Source organism: Streptomyces abikoensis (assembly GCF_014648775.1).
Lineage (GTDB): Bacteria > Actinomycetota > Actinomycetes > Streptomycetales > Streptomycetaceae > Streptomyces > Streptomyces abikoensis.
The window spans coordinates 20,019-37,947 of the sequence record NZ_BMRT01000001.1; the positions used below are offsets into that span (position 1 = coordinate 20,019).

General features: G+C 73.3%; 16 protein-coding genes. 9 read left to right on the forward strand and 7 right to left on the reverse strand.

Going from position 1 to position 17,929, the window contains the following annotated elements:
- Positions 1-13 precede the first annotated feature (13 nt).
- The 5 genes from IE096_RS00115 to IE096_RS00135 form a co-directional block, all read right to left on the reverse strand.
- Positions 14-922 carry a dihydrodipicolinate synthase family protein gene (locus tag IE096_RS00115; protein WP_189447131.1) on the reverse strand — a complete coding sequence of 303 codons (909 nt, stop codon included), beginning with the start codon at positions 920-922 and terminating at the stop codon, positions 14-16.
- Positions 919-2,418, reverse strand: a complete 1,500-nt coding sequence (locus tag IE096_RS00120; RefSeq protein WP_189447133.1) for an NAD(P)/FAD-dependent oxidoreductase — start codon at positions 2,416-2,418, stop codon at positions 919-921. Before IE096_RS00120 ends, IE096_RS00115 begins: the two co-directional genes overlap by 4 nt.
- Complete coding sequence (locus IE096_RS00125; RefSeq protein WP_189447135.1) at positions 2,399-2,713, reverse strand: (2Fe-2S)-binding protein; 315 nt, start codon at positions 2,711-2,713, stop codon at positions 2,399-2,401. The genes IE096_RS00120 and IE096_RS00125 overlap by 20 nt, the downstream gene beginning before the upstream one ends.
- A gap of 311 nt (positions 2,714-3,024) precedes the next feature.
- Positions 3,025-4,173: an NAD(P)/FAD-dependent oxidoreductase gene (locus tag IE096_RS00130; RefSeq protein ID WP_189447137.1), complete on the reverse strand. Its 1,149-nt coding sequence runs from the start codon at positions 4,171-4,173 to the stop codon at positions 3,025-3,027.
- Between the two features lie 50 nt (positions 4,174-4,223).
- The gene (locus IE096_RS00135; RefSeq protein WP_189447139.1) at positions 4,224-5,594 is read right to left on the reverse strand and encodes an aminopeptidase P family protein; all 1,371 of its coding nucleotides are present in this window, start codon (positions 5,592-5,594) and stop codon (positions 4,224-4,226) included.
- A 131-nt stretch (positions 5,595-5,725) separates the two neighbouring features.
- Here IE096_RS00135 and IE096_RS00140 point away from each other — a divergent pair, with 131 nt between their 5' ends.
- The 5 genes from IE096_RS00140 to IE096_RS00160 are packed head-to-tail and all read left to right on the forward strand — an operon-like array spanning position 5,726 to position 11,430.
- On the forward strand, positions 5,726-7,474 hold the full coding sequence (locus tag IE096_RS00140) for an ABC transporter substrate-binding protein (RefSeq protein WP_189447140.1): 1,749 nt from the start codon (positions 5,726-5,728) through the stop codon (positions 7,472-7,474).
- Between the two features lie 14 nt (positions 7,475-7,488).
- Complete coding sequence (locus tag IE096_RS00145; protein WP_189447142.1) at positions 7,489-8,427, forward strand: ABC transporter permease; 939 nt, start codon at positions 7,489-7,491, stop codon at positions 8,425-8,427.
- Complete coding sequence (locus tag IE096_RS00150; protein WP_189447144.1) at positions 8,424-9,410, forward strand: ABC transporter permease; 987 nt, start codon at positions 8,424-8,426, stop codon at positions 9,408-9,410. Before IE096_RS00145 ends, IE096_RS00150 begins: the two co-directional genes overlap by 4 nt.
- Positions 9,410-10,450: an ABC transporter ATP-binding protein gene (locus tag IE096_RS00155; protein ID WP_189447146.1), complete on the forward strand. Its 1,041-nt coding sequence runs from the start codon at positions 9,410-9,412 to the stop codon at positions 10,448-10,450. Before IE096_RS00150 ends, IE096_RS00155 begins: the two co-directional genes overlap by 1 nt.
- Entirely contained in the window at positions 10,447-11,430 is a 984-nt protein-coding gene (locus IE096_RS00160) for an ABC transporter ATP-binding protein (protein ID WP_189447148.1), read from the forward strand. The genes IE096_RS00155 and IE096_RS00160 overlap by 4 nt, the downstream gene beginning before the upstream one ends.
- Before the next feature lie 217 nt (positions 11,431-11,647).
- Here IE096_RS00160 and IE096_RS00165 read toward each other — a convergent pair whose 3' ends face one another.
- Positions 11,648-12,850, reverse strand: a complete 1,203-nt coding sequence (locus IE096_RS00165) for a M6 family metalloprotease domain-containing protein (RefSeq protein WP_189447150.1) — start codon at positions 12,848-12,850, stop codon at positions 11,648-11,650.
- A 101-nt stretch (positions 12,851-12,951) separates the two neighbouring features.
- Between IE096_RS00165 and IE096_RS00170 the strand changes: the two genes are divergently transcribed.
- From IE096_RS00170 to IE096_RS00185, 4 genes are all read left to right on the forward strand, one after another.
- Complete coding sequence (locus IE096_RS00170) at positions 12,952-13,920, forward strand: LysR family transcriptional regulator (protein WP_189447151.1); 969 nt, start codon at positions 12,952-12,954, stop codon at positions 13,918-13,920.
- Between the two features lie 158 nt (positions 13,921-14,078).
- Positions 14,079-16,448 (forward strand): collagenase, encoded by a 2,370-nt coding sequence (locus IE096_RS00175; protein ID WP_229819821.1) that lies wholly within the window; start codon positions 14,079-14,081, stop codon positions 16,446-16,448.
- A gap of 119 nt (positions 16,449-16,567) precedes the next feature.
- Positions 16,568-17,014, forward strand: coding sequence for a nitroreductase family deazaflavin-dependent oxidoreductase (locus tag IE096_RS00180; RefSeq protein ID WP_189447155.1), 447 nt, complete (start codon positions 16,568-16,570; stop codon positions 17,012-17,014).
- A gap of 97 nt (positions 17,015-17,111) precedes the next feature.
- Positions 17,112-17,327 (forward strand): DUF5133 domain-containing protein, encoded by a 216-nt coding sequence (locus tag IE096_RS00185; RefSeq protein ID WP_189447157.1) that lies wholly within the window; start codon positions 17,112-17,114, stop codon positions 17,325-17,327.
- Between the two features lie 19 nt (positions 17,328-17,346).
- Here IE096_RS00185 and IE096_RS00190 read toward each other — a convergent pair whose 3' ends face one another.
- Positions 17,347-17,922: a hypothetical protein gene (locus tag IE096_RS00190; protein WP_189447159.1), complete on the reverse strand. Its 576-nt coding sequence runs from the start codon at positions 17,920-17,922 to the stop codon at positions 17,347-17,349.
- Positions 17,923-17,929: the final 7 nt, after the last annotated feature.

Genomic DNA, 17,929 nt, shown 5'->3' on the forward strand with positions numbered 1-17,929 from the left:
CGGAACGGGCGGCTCAGTGGTGTCCGTCGGCGACGGCCTTCTCGGTGGCGGCGCGCACCGCGGCCTCGGTCTCGCCGGTCAGCGGCAGGCGGGGGTGACGGGTGGGGCCGCCGTGGCGTCCGGCGATGTCCATGGAGAGCTTGATGGCCTGGACGAACTCGGTCTTGGAGTCCCAGCGCAGCAGCGGGTGGAGGGACTTGTACAGCGGCAGGGCCGTGGTCAGGTCGCCGGCGACGGCGGCGTGGTAGAGCTCGGCGCAGGCGGCGGGGAAGGCGTTGGGGTAGCCGGCGATCCAGCCGACGGCCCCGGCGACGGCGAGTTCGAGCAGGACGTCGTCGGCGCCGATGAGCAGGTCGAGTTCGGGGGCGAGCTCGGCGAGCTCGTAGGCGCGCCGGACGTCGCCGGAGAACTCCTTGACCGCCACGATGTGGCCGTCGGCGTGCAGCCGGGCGAGCAGGGCGGGGGTGAGGTCGACCTTGGTGTCGATGGGGTTGTTGTAGGCGACGACCGGTATGCCGGCCCGGGCGACCTCGGCGTAGTGGGCGCGTACGGCGTCCTCGTCGGCGCGGTAGGCGTTGGGGGGCAGCAGCAGGACGGAGCCGCAGCCGGCCTCGGCGGCCTGCTCGGCCCAGCGGCGGGACTCGGCGGCGCCGTAGGCGGCGACGCCGGGCATCACACGGGCGCCGTCACCGGCCGCCTCGACGGCGGTGCGCACGACGCGGGCGCGCTCGTCGGCGGTGAGGGTCTGGTATTCGCCGAGGGAGCCGTTGGGGACGACGCCGTCGCAGCCGTTGTCGAGGAGCCAGCGGACGTGCTCGGCGTAGGCGTCGTGGTCGACGGAGAGGTCGTCGCGCAGCGGCAGCGCGGTGGCGACCATGATGCCGCGCCAGGGTCGGTCGGTGCTCCAGGAGTTGACGGTCATGGTGCGGTGGGCCTTTCTGTGTCGGGTTCTGCGGCGGGCCGCTCGGAAGTTTCGGCACCGAGGGCCCCGAGCGCAACGGGTACGGCCAGTGGTCTGCGTTCGGCGGACGGCGGCACGGTCCCCTCCGCCGTGCCGTCCGCCACGCCTTCCGTCGCCAGGCAGGCGACGGCCGCCCCGCACATCCGCCCCTGGCACCAGCCCATGCCGGCGCGGGTGAGGAGCTTGACGGTGCGGGCGTCATGGGCGCCGAGGTCGCGGGCCGCTTCGCGGACGCGCCCGGCGGTGACCTCTTCGCAGCGGCAGACGTCGGTGTCGTCGGTGAGCCACCGCGTCCAGCCGTGGCCCGGGGCGTGGGCGGCGGCCATGGCCTCGGCGAAGGCCCGCATCCTGGCGCGGTCGCGGCGCAGGCCGGGCAGCCGTCCACCGGTGTGCGGGGGCCGGCCGGCGAGCCGGGCGGCGATGGCGAGACCGGCCAGTTCGCCCTCGGTGCGGGCCAGTGCCCAGCCGCCGATGCCGCCGGGCTCACCGGCGGCCCAGAGGCCGGGTACGGAGGTGCGCTGGAGGTCGTCGAGGTCGAGTGCGGTGGTGCCGTCGGGGGTGCGGCGGGTGGCGCAGCCGAGGGTGGTGGCGAGTTCGATCTGGGGGACGAGCCCGTGGCCGACGGCCAGGGCGTCGCAGGCGATGCGGCGCCCGGTGCCGGGGACGGGCCGCCAGTGGCGGTCGACGCGGGCGACGGTGACGGCCTCGACGCGGTCGGTGCCGTGCACCTGGGTGACGACACTGCGGGTGCGCACCGGTACGCGGTGGCGCAGCAGTGCCGAGCCGTGGACGGCCGCTTCGAGCAGCTTGTGGGGGTTGGTGGCGAGGGCGCGGGGCCGGCGGGCGTAGCCGAGGTAGCCGGAGGCCTCGACGACGGCGGGCACCCGGGCGCCGGCGGCGGCGAGCGAGGAGGCGACCGCGAGCAGCAGGGGTCCGCTGCCGGCGACGACGACGCGCTTGCCGGGCAGGACGAGCCCGGCCTTGAGCATGGCCTGGGCTCCACCGGCGCCCACGACGCCGGGCAGGGTCCAGCCGGGGAAGGGCAGTTGCCGTTCGTAGGCGCCGGTGGCGAGCAGGACGGCGCGGGCCCGTACGGTCACCGGTTCGTCCGCTTCGCCGTCGGTGCCGGTGAGGGCGTGGACGGTCCAGCGGTCCTCGGCCTCGCGGGTGACGGTCCACACGTGGTGGCCGGGCAGGTGTTTCACGCTGCTCGCGGCGAGGCGTGCGCGCAGGGCGGCGTAGGCGGGCCAGTCGTGGTGGAGGGCCTGCGGCCGGGTCGCGCCGAGGGCGGGGGCGGGGTGGCGGAAGTACTGGCCGCCGGTGTGCGCGGCGGAGTCCAGCAGGGCGACGGACAGCCCGGCCTCGTTCGCGGTGACGGCTCCGGCGAGGCCGGCGGGGCCGGCGCCGATGACGGCGAGGTCGAAGGCTTCGAAGGCCTCAGACGGCGAGGTCGGCACGGCCGTGTCCCTCCTGGGTGGTGACGCGGTCGCCGGGGCGGGTGGGCACGAGGCAGGCGCGGCGGTTCGGGTGGTCGTTGACGGTGGCGAGGCAGTCGTAGCACTGGCCGATGCCGCAGAACGCGCCGCGCGGGCGCCCGCCGTCGCGGGTGGTGCGCCAGGCGAGGATGCCGGCCGCCCAGAGCGCGGCGGCGACAGTCTGCCCGGGCAGGGCGGGGACCTCACGGCCGTCAAAAGTGATCGCGAACGACAGGCCGGGCTCCGCCCCGGCCAGTTCGACGGGCGTACGGGCCACTGCGGGCCTCCTCTCGGGTGTGGGTGAACGGGGGGGGGACGGAGCCCTGGCCCTGGACGGGCGAGCGGGCGTGGGACGGGCGGACCCGGCACGGGAGGGTGAGCGGGCTTCGGAGCTTGGGCGTTGGGCGTTGGGCCTCGGGCGGAGGATGGCGGACGGCGGTCGGCGGACAGCGGACAGCGGACGGCTGGATGCGACGGGCGGTGGACGGCGGTCGGGCGGTGGTCGGCGGGATGCCACGGGCGGCTTCGCGCGGCGGGCGGGCGGAAACGTGCGGCGCGCGGCGGTCGGCGCGTGAGCGGCGCAGGCGGTCAGGGGCCGGGCGTGAAGCGACCGGGGTCGAACGGGCCGGTGTCGAGCGGTGGTTCGGTGTCCGTCAGGAGCCGGGCGAGGATCAGGCCGGTGGCCGGTGCCAGGCCGATGCCGGCGCCCTCGTGCCCGCAGGCGTGCAGCAGTCCGGGCACGCGCGGGTCGGCGCCGATCGCGGGCAGGTGGTCGGGCAGGTACGGGCGGAATCCCGCGTAGGTGCGCATCGCCCGGACGCCGGCCAGGACCGGGAAGAGGGCGGTGGCCTGCGCCGCGAGGCGGCGCAGCGCCTCCACCGACAGGGTGCGGTCGAAGCCGACGCGCTCGCGGCTGGCGCCGATGAGGACGGGTCCGCTGGGGGTGCCCTCGACGACGGCCGAGGTCTGCAGGGCCGCGGAGCCGCTGGCCACGTCGGCGACGTAGTCGGCGGCGTAGACCTTGTGCCGTACGACGCGCGGCAGGGGTTCGGTGACGAGGACGAAGCCGCGGCGGGGCATGACGGGCAGGTGGGACCCGGCGAGGCGGGCGAGTTCGCCGCCCCAGGTGCCGGTGGCGTTCACGACGCGCGGGGCGCGCACCGTGCCGGCCCGGGTGCGGACGCCCCGCACCCCGCCGTCCGGCCCGGTGAGGATCGCGGTGACCTCCTCACCGGTGCGCACCCGCGCACCCGACGCGCGCAGCAGGTGGGCGGCGGCGAGGGCGGGCTGGACCTGGGCGTCCTGGGGGTAGTGGAAGCCGCCGGCGAGGCCGGGGGCCAGGTGCGGCTCCAGGTCGGCCAGGCGGTCCGCCGGTATCTCGTGGGCGGTGACGCCCGCCGTCGCCTGCGCGGCGGCGAAGTCCCGCAGCGCTTTCATGCCGGCGTCGGCGGAGGCGACGACCAGGCCGCCCTTGGGCTCGTACTCGACCCGCTCCGGGAGCCGGCCGGCCAGGTCGCGCCACAAGCCGGTGGAGAGGAGGGCGAGTTCGAGTTCGGGTCCGGGCTCCTTGTCGGAGACCAGGAGGTTTCCCTCACCGGCCCCCGTGGTCCCGCCCGCGACGGGACCACGGTCGAGCACGGTGACGGAGAGGCCGTGGCGGGCGGCGTAGTAGGCGCAGGCCGCGCCGACCACGCCCGCTCCGACGACGATGACGTCCGGGGAGTCGCTCGTGAACACAGCAGTAATATTTCACATTGCACTAGCCCCTGCCAAGACGTGACGGGCGATCAGCCTCCGAGCAACTCCCCCATCCACGCCTCGATCGCGTCCGGAGTGCGGGGCAGCGCCCCCGACATCAGCCGCGCCCCTTCGGCCGTGATCACCAGGTCGTCCTCGATCCGCACCCCGATCCCGCGCAGCTCGGGCGGCAGCGTCTCGTCGTCGGGCTGAAGGTAGAGCCCGGGTTCGACGGTGAGCACCTGCCCCTCCTCCAGGACGCCGTCGAGATAGGCGTCGGCCCGGGCCTGGGCGCAGTCGTGGACGTCCAGGCCGAGCATATGGCCGCTGCTGCAGAGGGTGTAGCGGCGGTGGAAGTCGCCTTCCGCGCTCTTCAGGACGCCCCAGTCGGCGAGGCCCTCCGCGATGACCCGCATGCCGGCCCGGTGGAAGTCGCGGAAGCTCGCGCCCGGCTTGAGGGCGGCGATGCCCGCCTCCTGGGCGGCGAGGACCAGCTCGTACACCTGGCGTTGGACGGGCGAGAAGCGGCCGGAGAGCGGCAGGGTGCGGGTGATGTCGGCGGTGTAGAGGGTGTCCGTCTCCACCCCGGCGTCCAGCAGCAGCAGTTCAGCGGGGTCCAGCGGCCCGTCGTTGCGTATCCAGTGCAGGACGCAGGCGTGCGCCCCGGAGGCGGCGATGGTCTCGTAGCCGGTGCCGTTGCCCTCGGCGCGGGCGCGCAGCCCGAAGACGCCCTCGATCCACCGCTCGCCACGGGGGTGGGCGAGGGCGCGCGGCAGCGCCCGGACGACGTCCTCGAACCCGGCGGTGGTGTGGTCCACGGCCAGTTGGAGCTGCTCGACCTCCCAGACGTCCTTGACCAGGCGCAGCTCGCTGAGGACGGAGGCGAGTTCGGAGTCGGTGGACGCGTCGCGGCCGGGCGGCAGCGGGCCGGGGTCGCCGAGGGCCGTGCAGCGGATGCCGGTCATGCGCTCGGCCTCGGCCAGGTCGGGGCGCCGGCCGACCCAGAACTCGCCGTAACGGCGGTCGCGGTAGAACTCCTCGCCGACGCGCGGCGAGCGGGGCCGCAGGTGGAGGACCGCCTCGTGGCCGAGCGGGCCGTCCGGCTCCATGACCAGGACGTGACCGGCCTGCTCCTCGCCGGTCAGCCCGGTGAGCCAGGCGTACGCGCTGTGGGGGCGGAAGCGGTGGTCGCAGTCGTTGGAGCGGACCGTGAGCTCCCCGGCGGGGACGATCAGCCGCTCGCCGGGGAAGCGCGCGGAGAGCTTCGCCCGGCGGGCGGCGGCGAGGTCCGCCACGGGCAGCCGGATGTCGCCGGGCAGCGGGGTGGCCGCCCAGCCGCCCGCCATGAAGCGCTCGAACTCGGGAGTGACGGGCAGATCGTGACTTACCGTCCGGAGCGCGGTGGCCGCCGGTTCGTTCATGGGACTCCTCCTCGGACACAGGTGGGTAACAGAGATGCTGACACCTTGTCAGTGCAATTTCACATTACTATGTTACGGGTCACATTTCAGCCAGCAGTTCGGCTGTTCGACTGTTCACGGAGTGACCACTGATGAACAAGCGCACCCGTACGGCTCTCGCCGCCCTGGCGGCCACCCTCGCACTCGGCGCGTCCGGCTGTTCCGGCGGACACCGGGCGGGCGGCGGCGGCCGGGACGGCACCGGGCACCCCGCCCCGGCCGAGGAGGGCACCGTGGTCGGCGGCACGCCGCGGAAGGGCGGCACCCTCACCGTCCTGTCCAACCAGGACTTCGCCCACCTCGACCCGGCCCGCAATTGGGTCATGAACGCCATGGGCTTCGGGACCCGGCTGCTCTACCGCACGCTGGTGACGTACCAGGCCGCCCCCGGCGTCCAGGGCAACCACCTGGTGCCCGACCTCGCCACCGACCTCGGCACCCCCTCGAACGGCGCCAGGACCTGGACGTTCCACCTCAAGCAGGGGGTGAAGTACGAGGACGGGACGCCCGTCACCGCACAGGACGTCAAATACAACGTCGAGCGGTCCTTCTCCCCCGACCTGCCCGGCGGCGCCGACTACGCCGCCCGCTACCTCGCCGGCGCCGACGGCTACCAGGGCCCCGCCCAGGGCAAGCACCTGGACTCGGTCAAGACGCCCGACGACCGCACCATCGTCTTCGAACTGCGCAAGCCCTTCGCCGAGTTCCCCAACGCGACGGCGATGCCCACCTTCGCCCCCGTACCCCGGGCGCGCGACAACGGCCCGCAGTACGACAACCGGCCGTTCTCCTCCGGGCCGTACAAGATCGAGTCCTATGCGCGGGGCAAGAAGCTGGTCCTCGTCCGCAACGAGCACTGGGACCCCGCGACGGACGGGGTGCGCAAGGCGTACCCGGACCGGCTGGTCATGGTGATGGGCCTCAGGGCGAACCAGATCGACGACCGGATGATCGCCGATCAGGGCGCCGACGCCTCCGCCGTCCCCTGGTACGCGCTGCGGCCGGAGAGCGCGGTCAAGGTGCTGCCCGACCCGGCGGTGCGCAAGCGGCTCGTGGCCGAGTCCACCAACTGCACCGACATGGTCCAGATGCACACCGGCCGCGCGCCCTTCGACAACGTGAAGGTACGTCAGGCCGTGCGCTACGCCCTCGACCGCGACGCCGTCCTGACCACGTCCGGCGGCCCCGCCTTCAACGACCTGTCGACCGCGTACATGCCGGCCGCGCTCTTCGGCGGCACCCAGCCCGACACCCTGAAGGTCCCCGCCGAGGGCGACACCGCGAAGGCCAGACAACTGCTGAAGGAGGCCGGCAAGCCGGACGGCTTCTCCACCGGCATCACCGTCCCGTCCGGCGACAAGGGCCGGGCCGAGGCGATACAGCAGTCCCTGGCCCGGGCCGGCATCAAGGTCACCATCGAGATGGTCGACCCCTCCGCGTTCTACGCCACCATCGGCGACACGAGGAACCGCACCGACATGGTGTACACGGGCTGGTGCCCCGACTACCCCTCCGGCTCCACCTTCCTGCCCTTCGTCTTCGACGCCCGCTACATCAAGGAGAAGGGCAACTCCGGCAACCACTCGCTCTTCCGCGACGACGCCACCATGAAGCGGATGGACGAGATCGCCGCCATGACCGACACCCGGCAGGCGGCCGCGGCCTGGCAGCGGCTGGACGGCGCCATCCTCGCCAAGGCCCCGGCCGTGCCGGTGCTGGTCCGTCGCTATCCCCTGGTCGTCGGCGGCAACATCGCCGGCGCCTACGGGCAGACCTCCTTCGGCGGCCAGCTCGACTACGCGACGATCGGCCTCAAGGACCCCGCCAAGGGCCAGGGCTGAGAGGCCGCCGCGACATGACCACCACCACGACCCCCGTACCGGCCGGCGTGCCCGCCGGCAGCGGCCCCTGGCGGCTCGCCCGCGCGGAACTGCTCCGCCGCACCTCCGTGAAGATCTCGCTCGGCGTCGTCGCCCTCTTCCTGCTCATGGCGGCCGGCGCCCCCCTGCTCAGCGCGCTGTGCGGCTTCACGCCCGAGGAGTTCGACAAGACCGCCGTCGACCCCTACCTGGGCGGCCGGCCCATCGGCCCGCTCGGCGGCGTCTCCGCCGACCACTGGCTCGGCGTCGAACCCCTCACCGGCCGCGACCTCTTCGCCCGCGTCGTCCACGGCGCCCAGGTCTCGCTGCTCATCGCCCTCACCGCCACCGCGATCGTCGTCGTCACCGGGACGGCGGCCGGCATCGCGGCGGGCTACTTCGGCGGCCGCGTCGACGCCGTCCTCTCCCGCCTGATGGACCTCACCATGTCCTTCCCCTCCCTCATCTTCATGATCGCCATGCTGTCGGTGGCGAAGGACGTCAACCGCGTCCTGCTGATGACCGCCGTCATCGGCCTGTTCGGCTGGCCCGGGATCGCCCGGGTCGTCCGCGGCCAGACCCTCTCGCTCAAGCGCCGCGAATACGTCGACGCGGCCCGCGTCAGCGGCTCCGGCCCCTGGCGGATCCTCACCCGCGCGATCCTCCCCGGCGTCGCGGGACCCGTCATCGCCTACACCACCCTGATCGTTCCCGGCATGATCGCGACCGAGGCGGCGCTGAGCTACCTGGGCGTCGGGGTCCGCCCGCCCACACCCTCCTGGGGACAGATGATCGCCGAGAGCGTCGCCTTCTACGACACCGACCCCATGTACTTCGTCATCCCCAGCACCTGTCTGTTCCTGACGGTGCTCGCCTTCACCCTGCTCGGCGACGCCCTGCGCGACGTCCTCGACCCGAGGAGCGCCCGCGCGTGATCCTCTACATCGGCCGCCGGCTCCTCGGCGTCATCGGCGTGCTCGTCGCCATCGCCGCCGTCACCTTCACCATCTTCTACGTCCTGCCCTCCGACCCCGCCGCCGCGGCCTGCGGCAAGTCCTGCAGCACCGAGCGACTGACCGCCATCCGCGCCCACATGGGCCTCGACCAGCCACTGTGGCGGCAGTTCGCCGACTTCGTCACCGGCATCTTCACCGGCCGCACCCTGGGCGGCGGACAGTACGCCCTGCACTGCGCCTTCCCCTGCCTCGGCTACTCGTACGAGAACTCCGAGGCCGTCTGGGACCTGCTGATGGACCGGCTGCCGGTCTCCGCCTCCCTCGCCCTGGGCGCGGCCGTGCTCTGGCTGCTCCTCGGCCTCGGCGCCGGGGTCACCGCGGCCCTGCGCAAGGACACCCTCACCGACCGGGTCCTGATGGTCGGTGCCGTCGCCGCCGCCTCGCTGCCGGTCTACTTCACCTCGATGACGCTGATCTACGGCATCGTCCGCACGGCCGGACTGCTCCCCTACCCGCAGTACGTGCCCTTCGGCGACGACCCCGTCCACTGGGCGTCGAACCTCCTCCTGCCCTGGCTGGCCCTGGCCGTCCTGTACGCCGCCATGTACGCCCGCCAGAGCCGCGGTTCGATGATCGAGACGATGGCGGAGCCGTACATCCGCACCGCCCGCGCCAAGGGCCTCCCGCGCCGCACCGTCGTCGTCAAGCACGGGCTGCGCGCGGGCATGACCCCGGTCCTCACCCTCTTCGGCATGGACCTGGGCGGACTCCTCGCGGGCGCGGTCATCACCGAGTCCCTCTTCGGGCTCCCGGGGATCGGGCGGCTCTTCTACGGCGCCCTGTCCACCGGCGACCAGCCGGTCGTCCTCGGCGTCACCCTCCTGGCCGCCGCCTTCATCGTCGTCGCCAACCTGGCCGTCGACCTGCTCTACGCCGTCGTCGACCCGCGAGTGAGGTACTGATGGCCGCCACCGCGCAAGCCACCGCGCACGAACCACCCCTGCTGTCCGTCACGGGCCTGACCGTCACCTTTCCCACCCGCCACGGTCCCGTACGGGCCGTGGACTCCCTCGGCTTCTCCGTACGACGAGGCCGCACCCTCGGCATCGTCGGCGAATCCGGCTCCGGGAAGTCCGTCACCTCCCTGGCCGTCCTGGGCCTCCACACCTCCGCCGAGGTCACCGGCTCCATCGCCCTCGACGGCCGCGAGCTGGTCGGACTGCCCGAACGCGAACTGAACCGGCTGCGCGGACGGCGGATGGCGATGATCTTCCAGGACCCGCTCTCCAGCCTCCACCCCTACTACACCGTCGGCGAGCAGATAGCCGAACACCAGCGCGTCCACTTCGGCACCGGCCGCGCCGCCGCCCGCCGACGGGCCGTCGAGTTGCTCGGCGAGGTCGGCATCCCGGAGCCCGCGCGCCGGGCGGGAGAGCATCCGCACCAGTTCTCCGGCGGGATGCGCCAGCGCGCGATGATCGCCATGGCGCTGGCCTGCGAACCCGACCTGCTCATCGCCGACGAGCCGACCACCGCCCTCGACGTCACCGTCCAGGCCCAGATCCTGGAGCTGATCGCCCGGCTGCAGCGGGAGCGCGGACTCGGCGTCGTCCTGATCACCCACGACCTCGGCGTCGTCGCCCACGTCGCCCAGGACGTGCTGGTCATGTACGGGGGGCGGGCCGCCGAACACGCTCCCGTCGACGCCCTCTTCGCCGACCCCGCCCACCCCTACACCCAGGGGCTGCTCGACTCCGTCCCCCGCCTCGACGACACGGACGACACGCCCCTGCGGGCCATCCCGGGCAGCCCGCCCTCGCTGCTGGACCCGTCCCCCGGGTGCCCCTTCGCGCCGCGCTGTCCCGTGGCGGCGGCCGCGACGGGCGCCGAACGGCGCCGGTGCGAGGCGACACGGCCGCCGCTCGTCCGAGCCCGGGACCGTCTGGTGGCCTGTCACCTTCCCCTGCGCTCCGGCGCCGGAGCCCCCGGAGGCGCCCGATGACCGCGACCGACCGTCCCCTGCTCTCCGTCAGGGACCTGACCATGACCTTCCCCGGCAGACGGGGCCGCTCCGCTCCCGTACGGGCCGTCGACGGCGTCTCCTTCGACGTCGCCGCGGGCGAGACCCTGGGGCTGGTCGGGGAGTCCGGCTGCGGCAAGTCCACCACCGGCCGCATGATCGTACGGCTCCTGGAACCGACCTCCGGAACGATCGCCTACGACGGCCGGGACATCAGCCGGCTGCGGCAGCGCGAGCTGAAACCGCTCCGCAAGGAGCTGCAGATGGTCTTCCAGGACCCGCACTCCTCCCTCAACCCGCGCCAGACGGTCGCCCGGATCATCGCCGACCCGCTGCTGACGCAGGGCGCTTCGGCGGCGTCCGCCCGCGCGCGGGCCGTGGAGCTGATGGAGCTCGTGGGGCTCATCCCCGAGCACGTCGACCGCTACCCGCACGAGTTCTCCGGCGGCCAGGCGCAGCGCATCGGCATCGCCCGCGCGCTCGCCACCGGCCCCCGCCTGATCGTCGCCGACGAGCCGGTCTCGGCCCTCGACGTCTCCGTGCAGGCCCAGATCGTCCATCTCCTGGAACGGCTGCGGCGGGAGCTCGGGATCGCCTGTCTCTTCATCGCCCACGACCTGTCCGTGGTGAAGCGGGTGTGCGACCGGGTCGCCGTCATGTACCTGGGGCGGATCGTGGAAGTCGGGGACAAGGAGCGGGTGTACGCGGCCCCGGCCCACCCGTACACGCGGGCCCTGCTCTCGGCCGTGCCCCTGCCGGATCCGGCGGCGGAGCGGACGCGCGAGCGGATCACCCTGCTCGGCGATCCGCCGAGTCCGGCGGCTCCCCCGCCGGGCTGTACGTTCCATCCGCGGTGCCCGGCCGCGCGGGAGATCTGCCGGCGCGAGGCGCCGACGCTGGGGGTCGCCGTGCCGGGCGAGGCGCGGCAGGTGGCCTGTCACTTTCCCGCGACGGCGGTCTGACGGCCGGGGGGCGGGGGCGGTCTGATGGCCGGGGGGCCGGGGCGGTTCGGCACCGCCGGAGCGGTGGACGGTGGCTGAGCGCCGTCGCGGCGGCGGTTCTTCCCCAGTCCCGCCCCTCCCCGTAACCGGGGGCAAGCCCCCGGGCCCCCTGGGGCCAGGGGCCGGGACCGGGACCGGGACCGAGGCCGGGACGGAACCGGGCGGCCTCCGGGCAGGGCTACCGCTTCGTGACGCGTACCGTGTCCCCGTCGGGGCCGGAACGCAGGACGTCGACGCGCACGCCCGCGGCCGGGTCCGTGAACGACTCGCCCGGCCGGTACGGGGCGTCGTCCAGGGGGCGGCAGCCGGTCGGCGGGGTGGTGGCGGGGCGGGCGTCCATCACGCGGATCGGGCCCTTGCCCGTCGGTACGGACGAGTCGACCTTGTACACCAGCGCACCCGTCGCGCAGGCGCGCGCGTCCGTGCCGGCCGCCCGCCGCGACTCGACGACGTAGGCGGTCGTGGGGCCGGTGCGGACGACGGCCATCTTGGTGCCGCCGCCGTGTTCGACGGCGGTCAGGCGGACGGTGTCGGCGCCCCCGGTCGCGCGGCAGACCACCTGGCGGTCCTCGGTCCAGCCGAGTTTCCACGCATGCCAGGCGAAGTACTGCGGCGCCGCGCCGCCGATCAGACCCATCACGTCCCAGCCGCCGACGAAACGGTGGGCGTCGTCGGCCGCGTCGAAGGCGTAGAGGTCGGGCAGGCCGAAGGTGTGGGCGGTCTCGTGGCCCACGATCCTCGGCCCCCAGCGCCGGACGTCCTGGCCGAAGGTCACCGCCCACTTCAGCCGGTGGCCGTCGGCGACGACGCCGCGCGTTCCCGGCTCGTGGATGTAGGTGGGCGAGAAGGAGATGGCGGAGGCGTTCCGGGTGGGGACGACGTAGACCATGTCGTACCGCGAGAAGTCCACATGGGGGTCGGCCGCCGTCACGGCGTCCTTGACGTAGGCCTCGTGGGTCTCGTGGCTCAGCCCCCGGGCGAAGCCGTAGTCCGTGGACGCGTGGGGCATGCGCACCCAGCGCCGGTGCTCGGTGATGTCCGGCCACGCCTTGCCGTACGAGGCCCGCCGCATCCAGCCCGCGCCGGGTGTGACACCGGCGGCGACCTCGGCCGGGGACTCGGTGGCGGGCGCGTCGGGGAAGTCCACGAAGATCATGGCGACCCGGACCGGGCCGGAGGAGCGCTGGAAGACGGAGTGGTCGGTGCCGTGGCCCTCATCCGTCCAGCCGGTGGTGCCGGGCAGGGCACAGGCCGAGGGTCTGTCGCGCGTCGGCGCGGCCGCCGAGGCGGGTGGTGCTGGTGCGCACAGGAGGAGCAGGACGGCGACCATGGCCGGCAGAAGTGCGGACCGGGCCGGTCCGGGGGGAGGTTTTCCGCTCATGGGGTCGCGAACTCCCTTCGCAGGGGCGTGTGATGTTTCGCATAAGGGTGCTGAGGCCCGGGCCTGTCGGGAAGCTCACGCCGGTCCATAACATCCGCGGCATGGATCTCGAGTTACGGCATCTGCGGGTGGTGTGCGCGATCGAGGAGGCGGGCAGCCTCACGCGCGCGGCGGCCGCGCTGCGTACGACGCAGCCGGGGCTCAGCGCCCAGCTCCGGCGCATCGAGGCGATGCTGGGCGGGACGCTCTTCGACCGGGGGCGCGCGGGCGTCGTGGCCACGCCGTTGGGGGAGCTGGTCCTCGCCCGGGCCCGGGCCGTCCTGCCGGGCGTCGACGGTCTGCTGGCCGACACCGCCCGTGCCGCGCGCCGCCGGGCGGACCCGGACCGGGTGCGCGTCGGCTCGGTGGGCGCGCCGCTGCTGGGCCATCTGGTCCTGGCGATCCGCGCGGTACGGCCCGGGGCCGAGGTGACGGCACGCTGCCAGTACGCGGCCGCGCCGCTGCTCGACGACCTGGCCGCCGGGCGGCTGGAGGCGGCCGTGCTCGGTGACAGCCCGGGCCAGGAGCTGGTGCCGCCCGGCGACATCGAGCTGCGGCCGCTGGTGACCGAGCCCGTCTTCGCGCTGCTCCCCTCCGCGCATCCGCTGGCGGCCCGGGAGGAGGTGGACCTCGGCCGGCTCGTCGAGGAGGTGTGGGCGGTGCCACGCCCCGACAGCGACCGGACGCGCGAATACTGGTCGACCGCGCTCGCCCTGACGGGCCGTCGGCCGCGGACGCCCTACGAGGCGGAGGGCCGTCAGCTGGTCGAGCTCGTACGGGCGGGGCTCGCGGTCAGCCTGTGCCAGGCCACCTTCCTGGAGGTGCCGGGCGTCGTGGTGCGCCCGCTGGCGGGCGATCCGCTCTGGTACCGCCATGTGCTGGGGTGGCGTCGCGACGGTCCGCTCGCCGGCCGGGGCGAGGAGATCGTGCGCAGGGTGGGCGCGGGATATCTCGACAGCTGCGCGGCCAGCCCCGTGTACGCACGGTGGCGTGAACAGCACGCGCACTCCGCGCAGTTGACGGGCCGATAACACTTTTCGCGTGTGAGGCTCCTGACACATCCTCAGTCGCCGAGGGGCTTGTCAGTGCCATTTCACATTACTACGTTACACATCACATGCCGCCGCAGGTCCCCCACGTACCACCCGTAACAGAGCGGCCACTCCACCTCCCACACAGGAGTTCATCGGTGTTCCACTCCACCCTCGTGCGCAGATCCCTGCTGACCACCGCCATCGCGGTGACCCTCTGCGCCACGGCCGTCCAGACCGGCTACGCGGACTCCCCCGCCCCCGCGAAAGCCGCCGCGTCCCCCGCCGCCCCCACCGCGGCGGTACGACCCGACGCCCGCACGCCCAACCCCTTCGACGAGGTCACCCGCCTCGCCAAGGCCCCCGAGCAGCGGACACCGAAGTCCAGCGCGCCCGGCGAGCTCACCGACGGACGCGTGCCCGGGCCGCACAAGGCCAGGGACGGCAAGGCCGTCGCCAAGGGCGTGGCGAAGCCCGCCGCCCCGCGCGTCGATGTCGGCGGCACCAGCGTTCCCTGCACCGTCGACGGCGTCAGCCGGCTCTCGCCCGAGCAGTTCGCCGACTTCCTCATGGACCCGGCCGTCACCGCCGACGGCTGTCTGCGCGACGTCCTGTGGACGTGGGACTCGCGGATGACCCGGGTCTTCTCCCGGGAGAACGTCCGGGCCGTCGCCCAGCGCGCCGAGCGCTACGGCTACTGGCACGACGGGAAGAACACCTCCCACGTGCTGGAGATGTTCACCTACCTCCACGCGGCGGCCTACCACGACTTCTCGCACGACGAGATCGACCTCTCCGACGCCACGACCGTCGAGGCCGTCCGCCGGGCGGTGTACTACTTCGGCATCGCCCAGCACACCTTCGACGCCACCCGCGTCAACGGCGAGACGCTGCGCGAGGCCCTGTACGCCGCCAGCTCCCCCGGGCTGCGCCAGTACCAACTCCCGCTGATGAAGCGGGTCCTGGGCATGTTCGACGCCTCCCACCCCGACACCGCCAAGGACGCGGGCTGGGGCGGTGCCGCGCTGGGCGCGCTGTCCGTGGGCTACCTGGGCGTCTACAACAACGACACCGCCTTCCGCTCGGCCGTCGCCGCCGACCCGGCCTACCGCGCCGCCCTCAAGGCGTTCGCCGGCTACTCCCACCTCAAGGGCACGGACAACGCCTGGGTGGCCCGTGACGCGGTCAACGAGTACGGCCGCCTCGGCCAGATCGACGCGCTCAAGGGCGAGGTCACCTCCTCGCTGGGCGGGCTGCTGGACACGGTCGTCCGCACCTTCGGCCAGGGCAGCGAGCCCTGGGGCAAGACCGTCGCCTGGCTCAACGAGTACGGCGCCTGCAAGCAGTACGGGGTGTGCAAGGCGGACATCGACCGGCGCCTGTTCCCGTACACGTACACCTACGACAACGGCGGCATCAAGGTCCGCACCGCGCTCGACCGGGCCACCGTCGACCGGCTGTACTACGCGAGCAAGCAGGTCAAGGCGCAGTACCACCGCGTTCTCGGCACCGACCAGCCGCTGGCGGGCGACACCAACTCCACGCTCAACATCGTCCTGTACGCCTCGCGCTCGGACTACGAGATCTACCACCCGCTGCTGACGGGCATGGGCACCAACAACGGCGGCATCTACATCGAGAACGGCGCCACCTTCTACACGTACGAGCGCCGTGTGCCGCAGGACTCCACGCTGACGCTCGAGGAGCTCTTCCGCCACGAGTACACCCACTACCTCAACGGCCGCTGGGCGGTGCCGGGCAGCTTCGGCGAGGGCCCGTGGTACCAGAACGACCGCACCACGGCCATGGACGAGGGCACGGCCGAGTTCTTCGACGGGTCGACCCGCGACGAGGGCATACGGGTGCGCAAGTCGCTGGTGCAGGGCATCATCAACGACACGGCGGGCGGCAAGCCGCGCATGACCGTCGACCAGCTGCTGCACGCCGAGTACGACCGCGACGGCTTCCGGTTCTACAACTACGCCGGCACGTTCTTCGAGTACCTGTGGAGCGAGCGGCCGTCGCTGCTGCGGGAGATGTACGGCTACCTGCGCGCGAACGACGTGGCGGGCTTCGACGCCTGGCGGAGCCGCATGGGCCGCGACGCGAATGTGCAGCGCGACTACAACGCGTTCCTCGACAAGCAGATCGGCAAGGTCAAGGACCTGTACGTGCCGGCCACCACCTTCACCCCGGTGAACCGGCTGCAGGACGCCTCGGCGTCCGCCGTCCGCTCCTCCTTCGCCGCCGCTACGGGCCAGTCGCCCGACTGCAAGGCGGCGGGCTCCTCCGACCGCCCGCGCTTCGTCTGCACCGGCCGGATCACCGCGAACCTGAGCAGCCCGGGCAACGCCGACCTGGTCTTCAAGGACATGTCGAAGACGATCGACTACTTCGTCCTCGAGCGCACCAAGGCGGGCGCCAACAACTTCGCCGACATGAACTGCTCCTTCGGCAAGGTCGACCTGTGGTCCGGCCGTGCCGCGGGCACGGCGGACTTCAGCTGTGAGGGTCCGCTGAGGGGCTGACCCGTCCGGGGCCCCGGGCCGGTCCTCCGGGACCGGCCCGGGGTCTTGCGGGAATAACCGCACGACCGGTGGTATTCCATGGAGGCAGCCGTACGACGAAGAACGAGGGGACGGATGAGATGCCACTCAAAGGCGAGTACGAGCCGAGCCCGGCGAAGTGGGTGCGGGACCAGGTCGAACTGATCGAGCGCTCCGGGGGCACCGAGGGGACCACCCTGCAGGGGGTGCCGGTCATCCTCCTGACCACCCGGGGCGCGAAGAGCGGCAAGCTCCGCAAGACGCCGCTGATGCGGGTGGAGCACGAGGGCGCGTACGCCGCCGTCGCCTCGAAGGGCGGCTCCCCCAAGCACCCGGTCTGGTACCACAACCTCGTCGCCGACCCCCGGGTGGAACTGCGGGACGGCACCCTGCTCCAGGACATGACGGCCCGTGAGGTCACCGGCGAGGAGCGGGCCGCGTGGTGGGCTCGGGCCGTCGAGGTGTGGCCGGACTACGCCGAGTACGAGACGAAGACCTCCCGGGAGATCCCCGTCTTCGTCCTGGAGCCCTCGCCCGACGGGCACTGACGCGATCCGGCCACCGCGGGAGACGGGTGGCATGGGACCCGGAGGTCCGGGCAGACGCACGACGAACTGTCGTCCAGACGCACCCGGAGGAGATTCCATGCTGCTCGCCCACCCTGCCGTGCTCGACGAGCTCGTCCGGCGGTACACAGCGCTCGAGCGCGCACTGGCGTCGGGCGACGAGGACCCCGCGACCCGGCGGCGGCTGGAGGACGTCCGCTACACGCTGTGCGTGTCGACGGGCACCCGTCACATCGACGCGGCCCTGGCCGCCGCGCGGCGCCGGGTGCCCGGCGCGGGCCGGGCGGCGGACTGACCGCCGCCGGCGGCGGACGCTAGCAGGCCTGGACGTACCAGACCGGGCCCCAGTCGCCGTTGACCGGGCCGTAGGGGGCCGGCGGGGTGGTGTGGATCCAGTCGCGGTTCTTGTTGTACATATACGCCTGAGTGCCCCGGGACTGGTTGTTCTGCCAGGAGCCGCCGCTGTTCCAGCCGTCCGGGATCTCCTGCAGGACACCGCACTTGGAGATGTTCCACTGGTCGCCCGAGCGGTTGGAACCCTTCCAGCCGCAGAAGTACAGGTACGGGCAGGACGCGGCCAGGGCGTTCGCGGGGACGGAGCGGTCCAGCGGGCCGTTCAGCTCCCGCGCGTACGTCTCGCCGGGGACCGTGACCAGGATGGTGCCGCCCTTGACGGCGATCTTGTTGAGCGCGATCCGCCGGCCGCCCGTCGCGTCGACGTACGCGTCGACGCGCTGCCGCAACCCGTCCGCCTGAGCCGCCGTCAGGCCCGCGCGCACGGCCTGGTCCGTGAAGGCGGTGTCCGCGGCGCTGTTCGTCGGCACGATGGCGGCGGACAGTCCGGCGAAGGCCACGGCCGCGGCGAGGGCGGCTCTGTGGGATGTACGCATGGGTCCT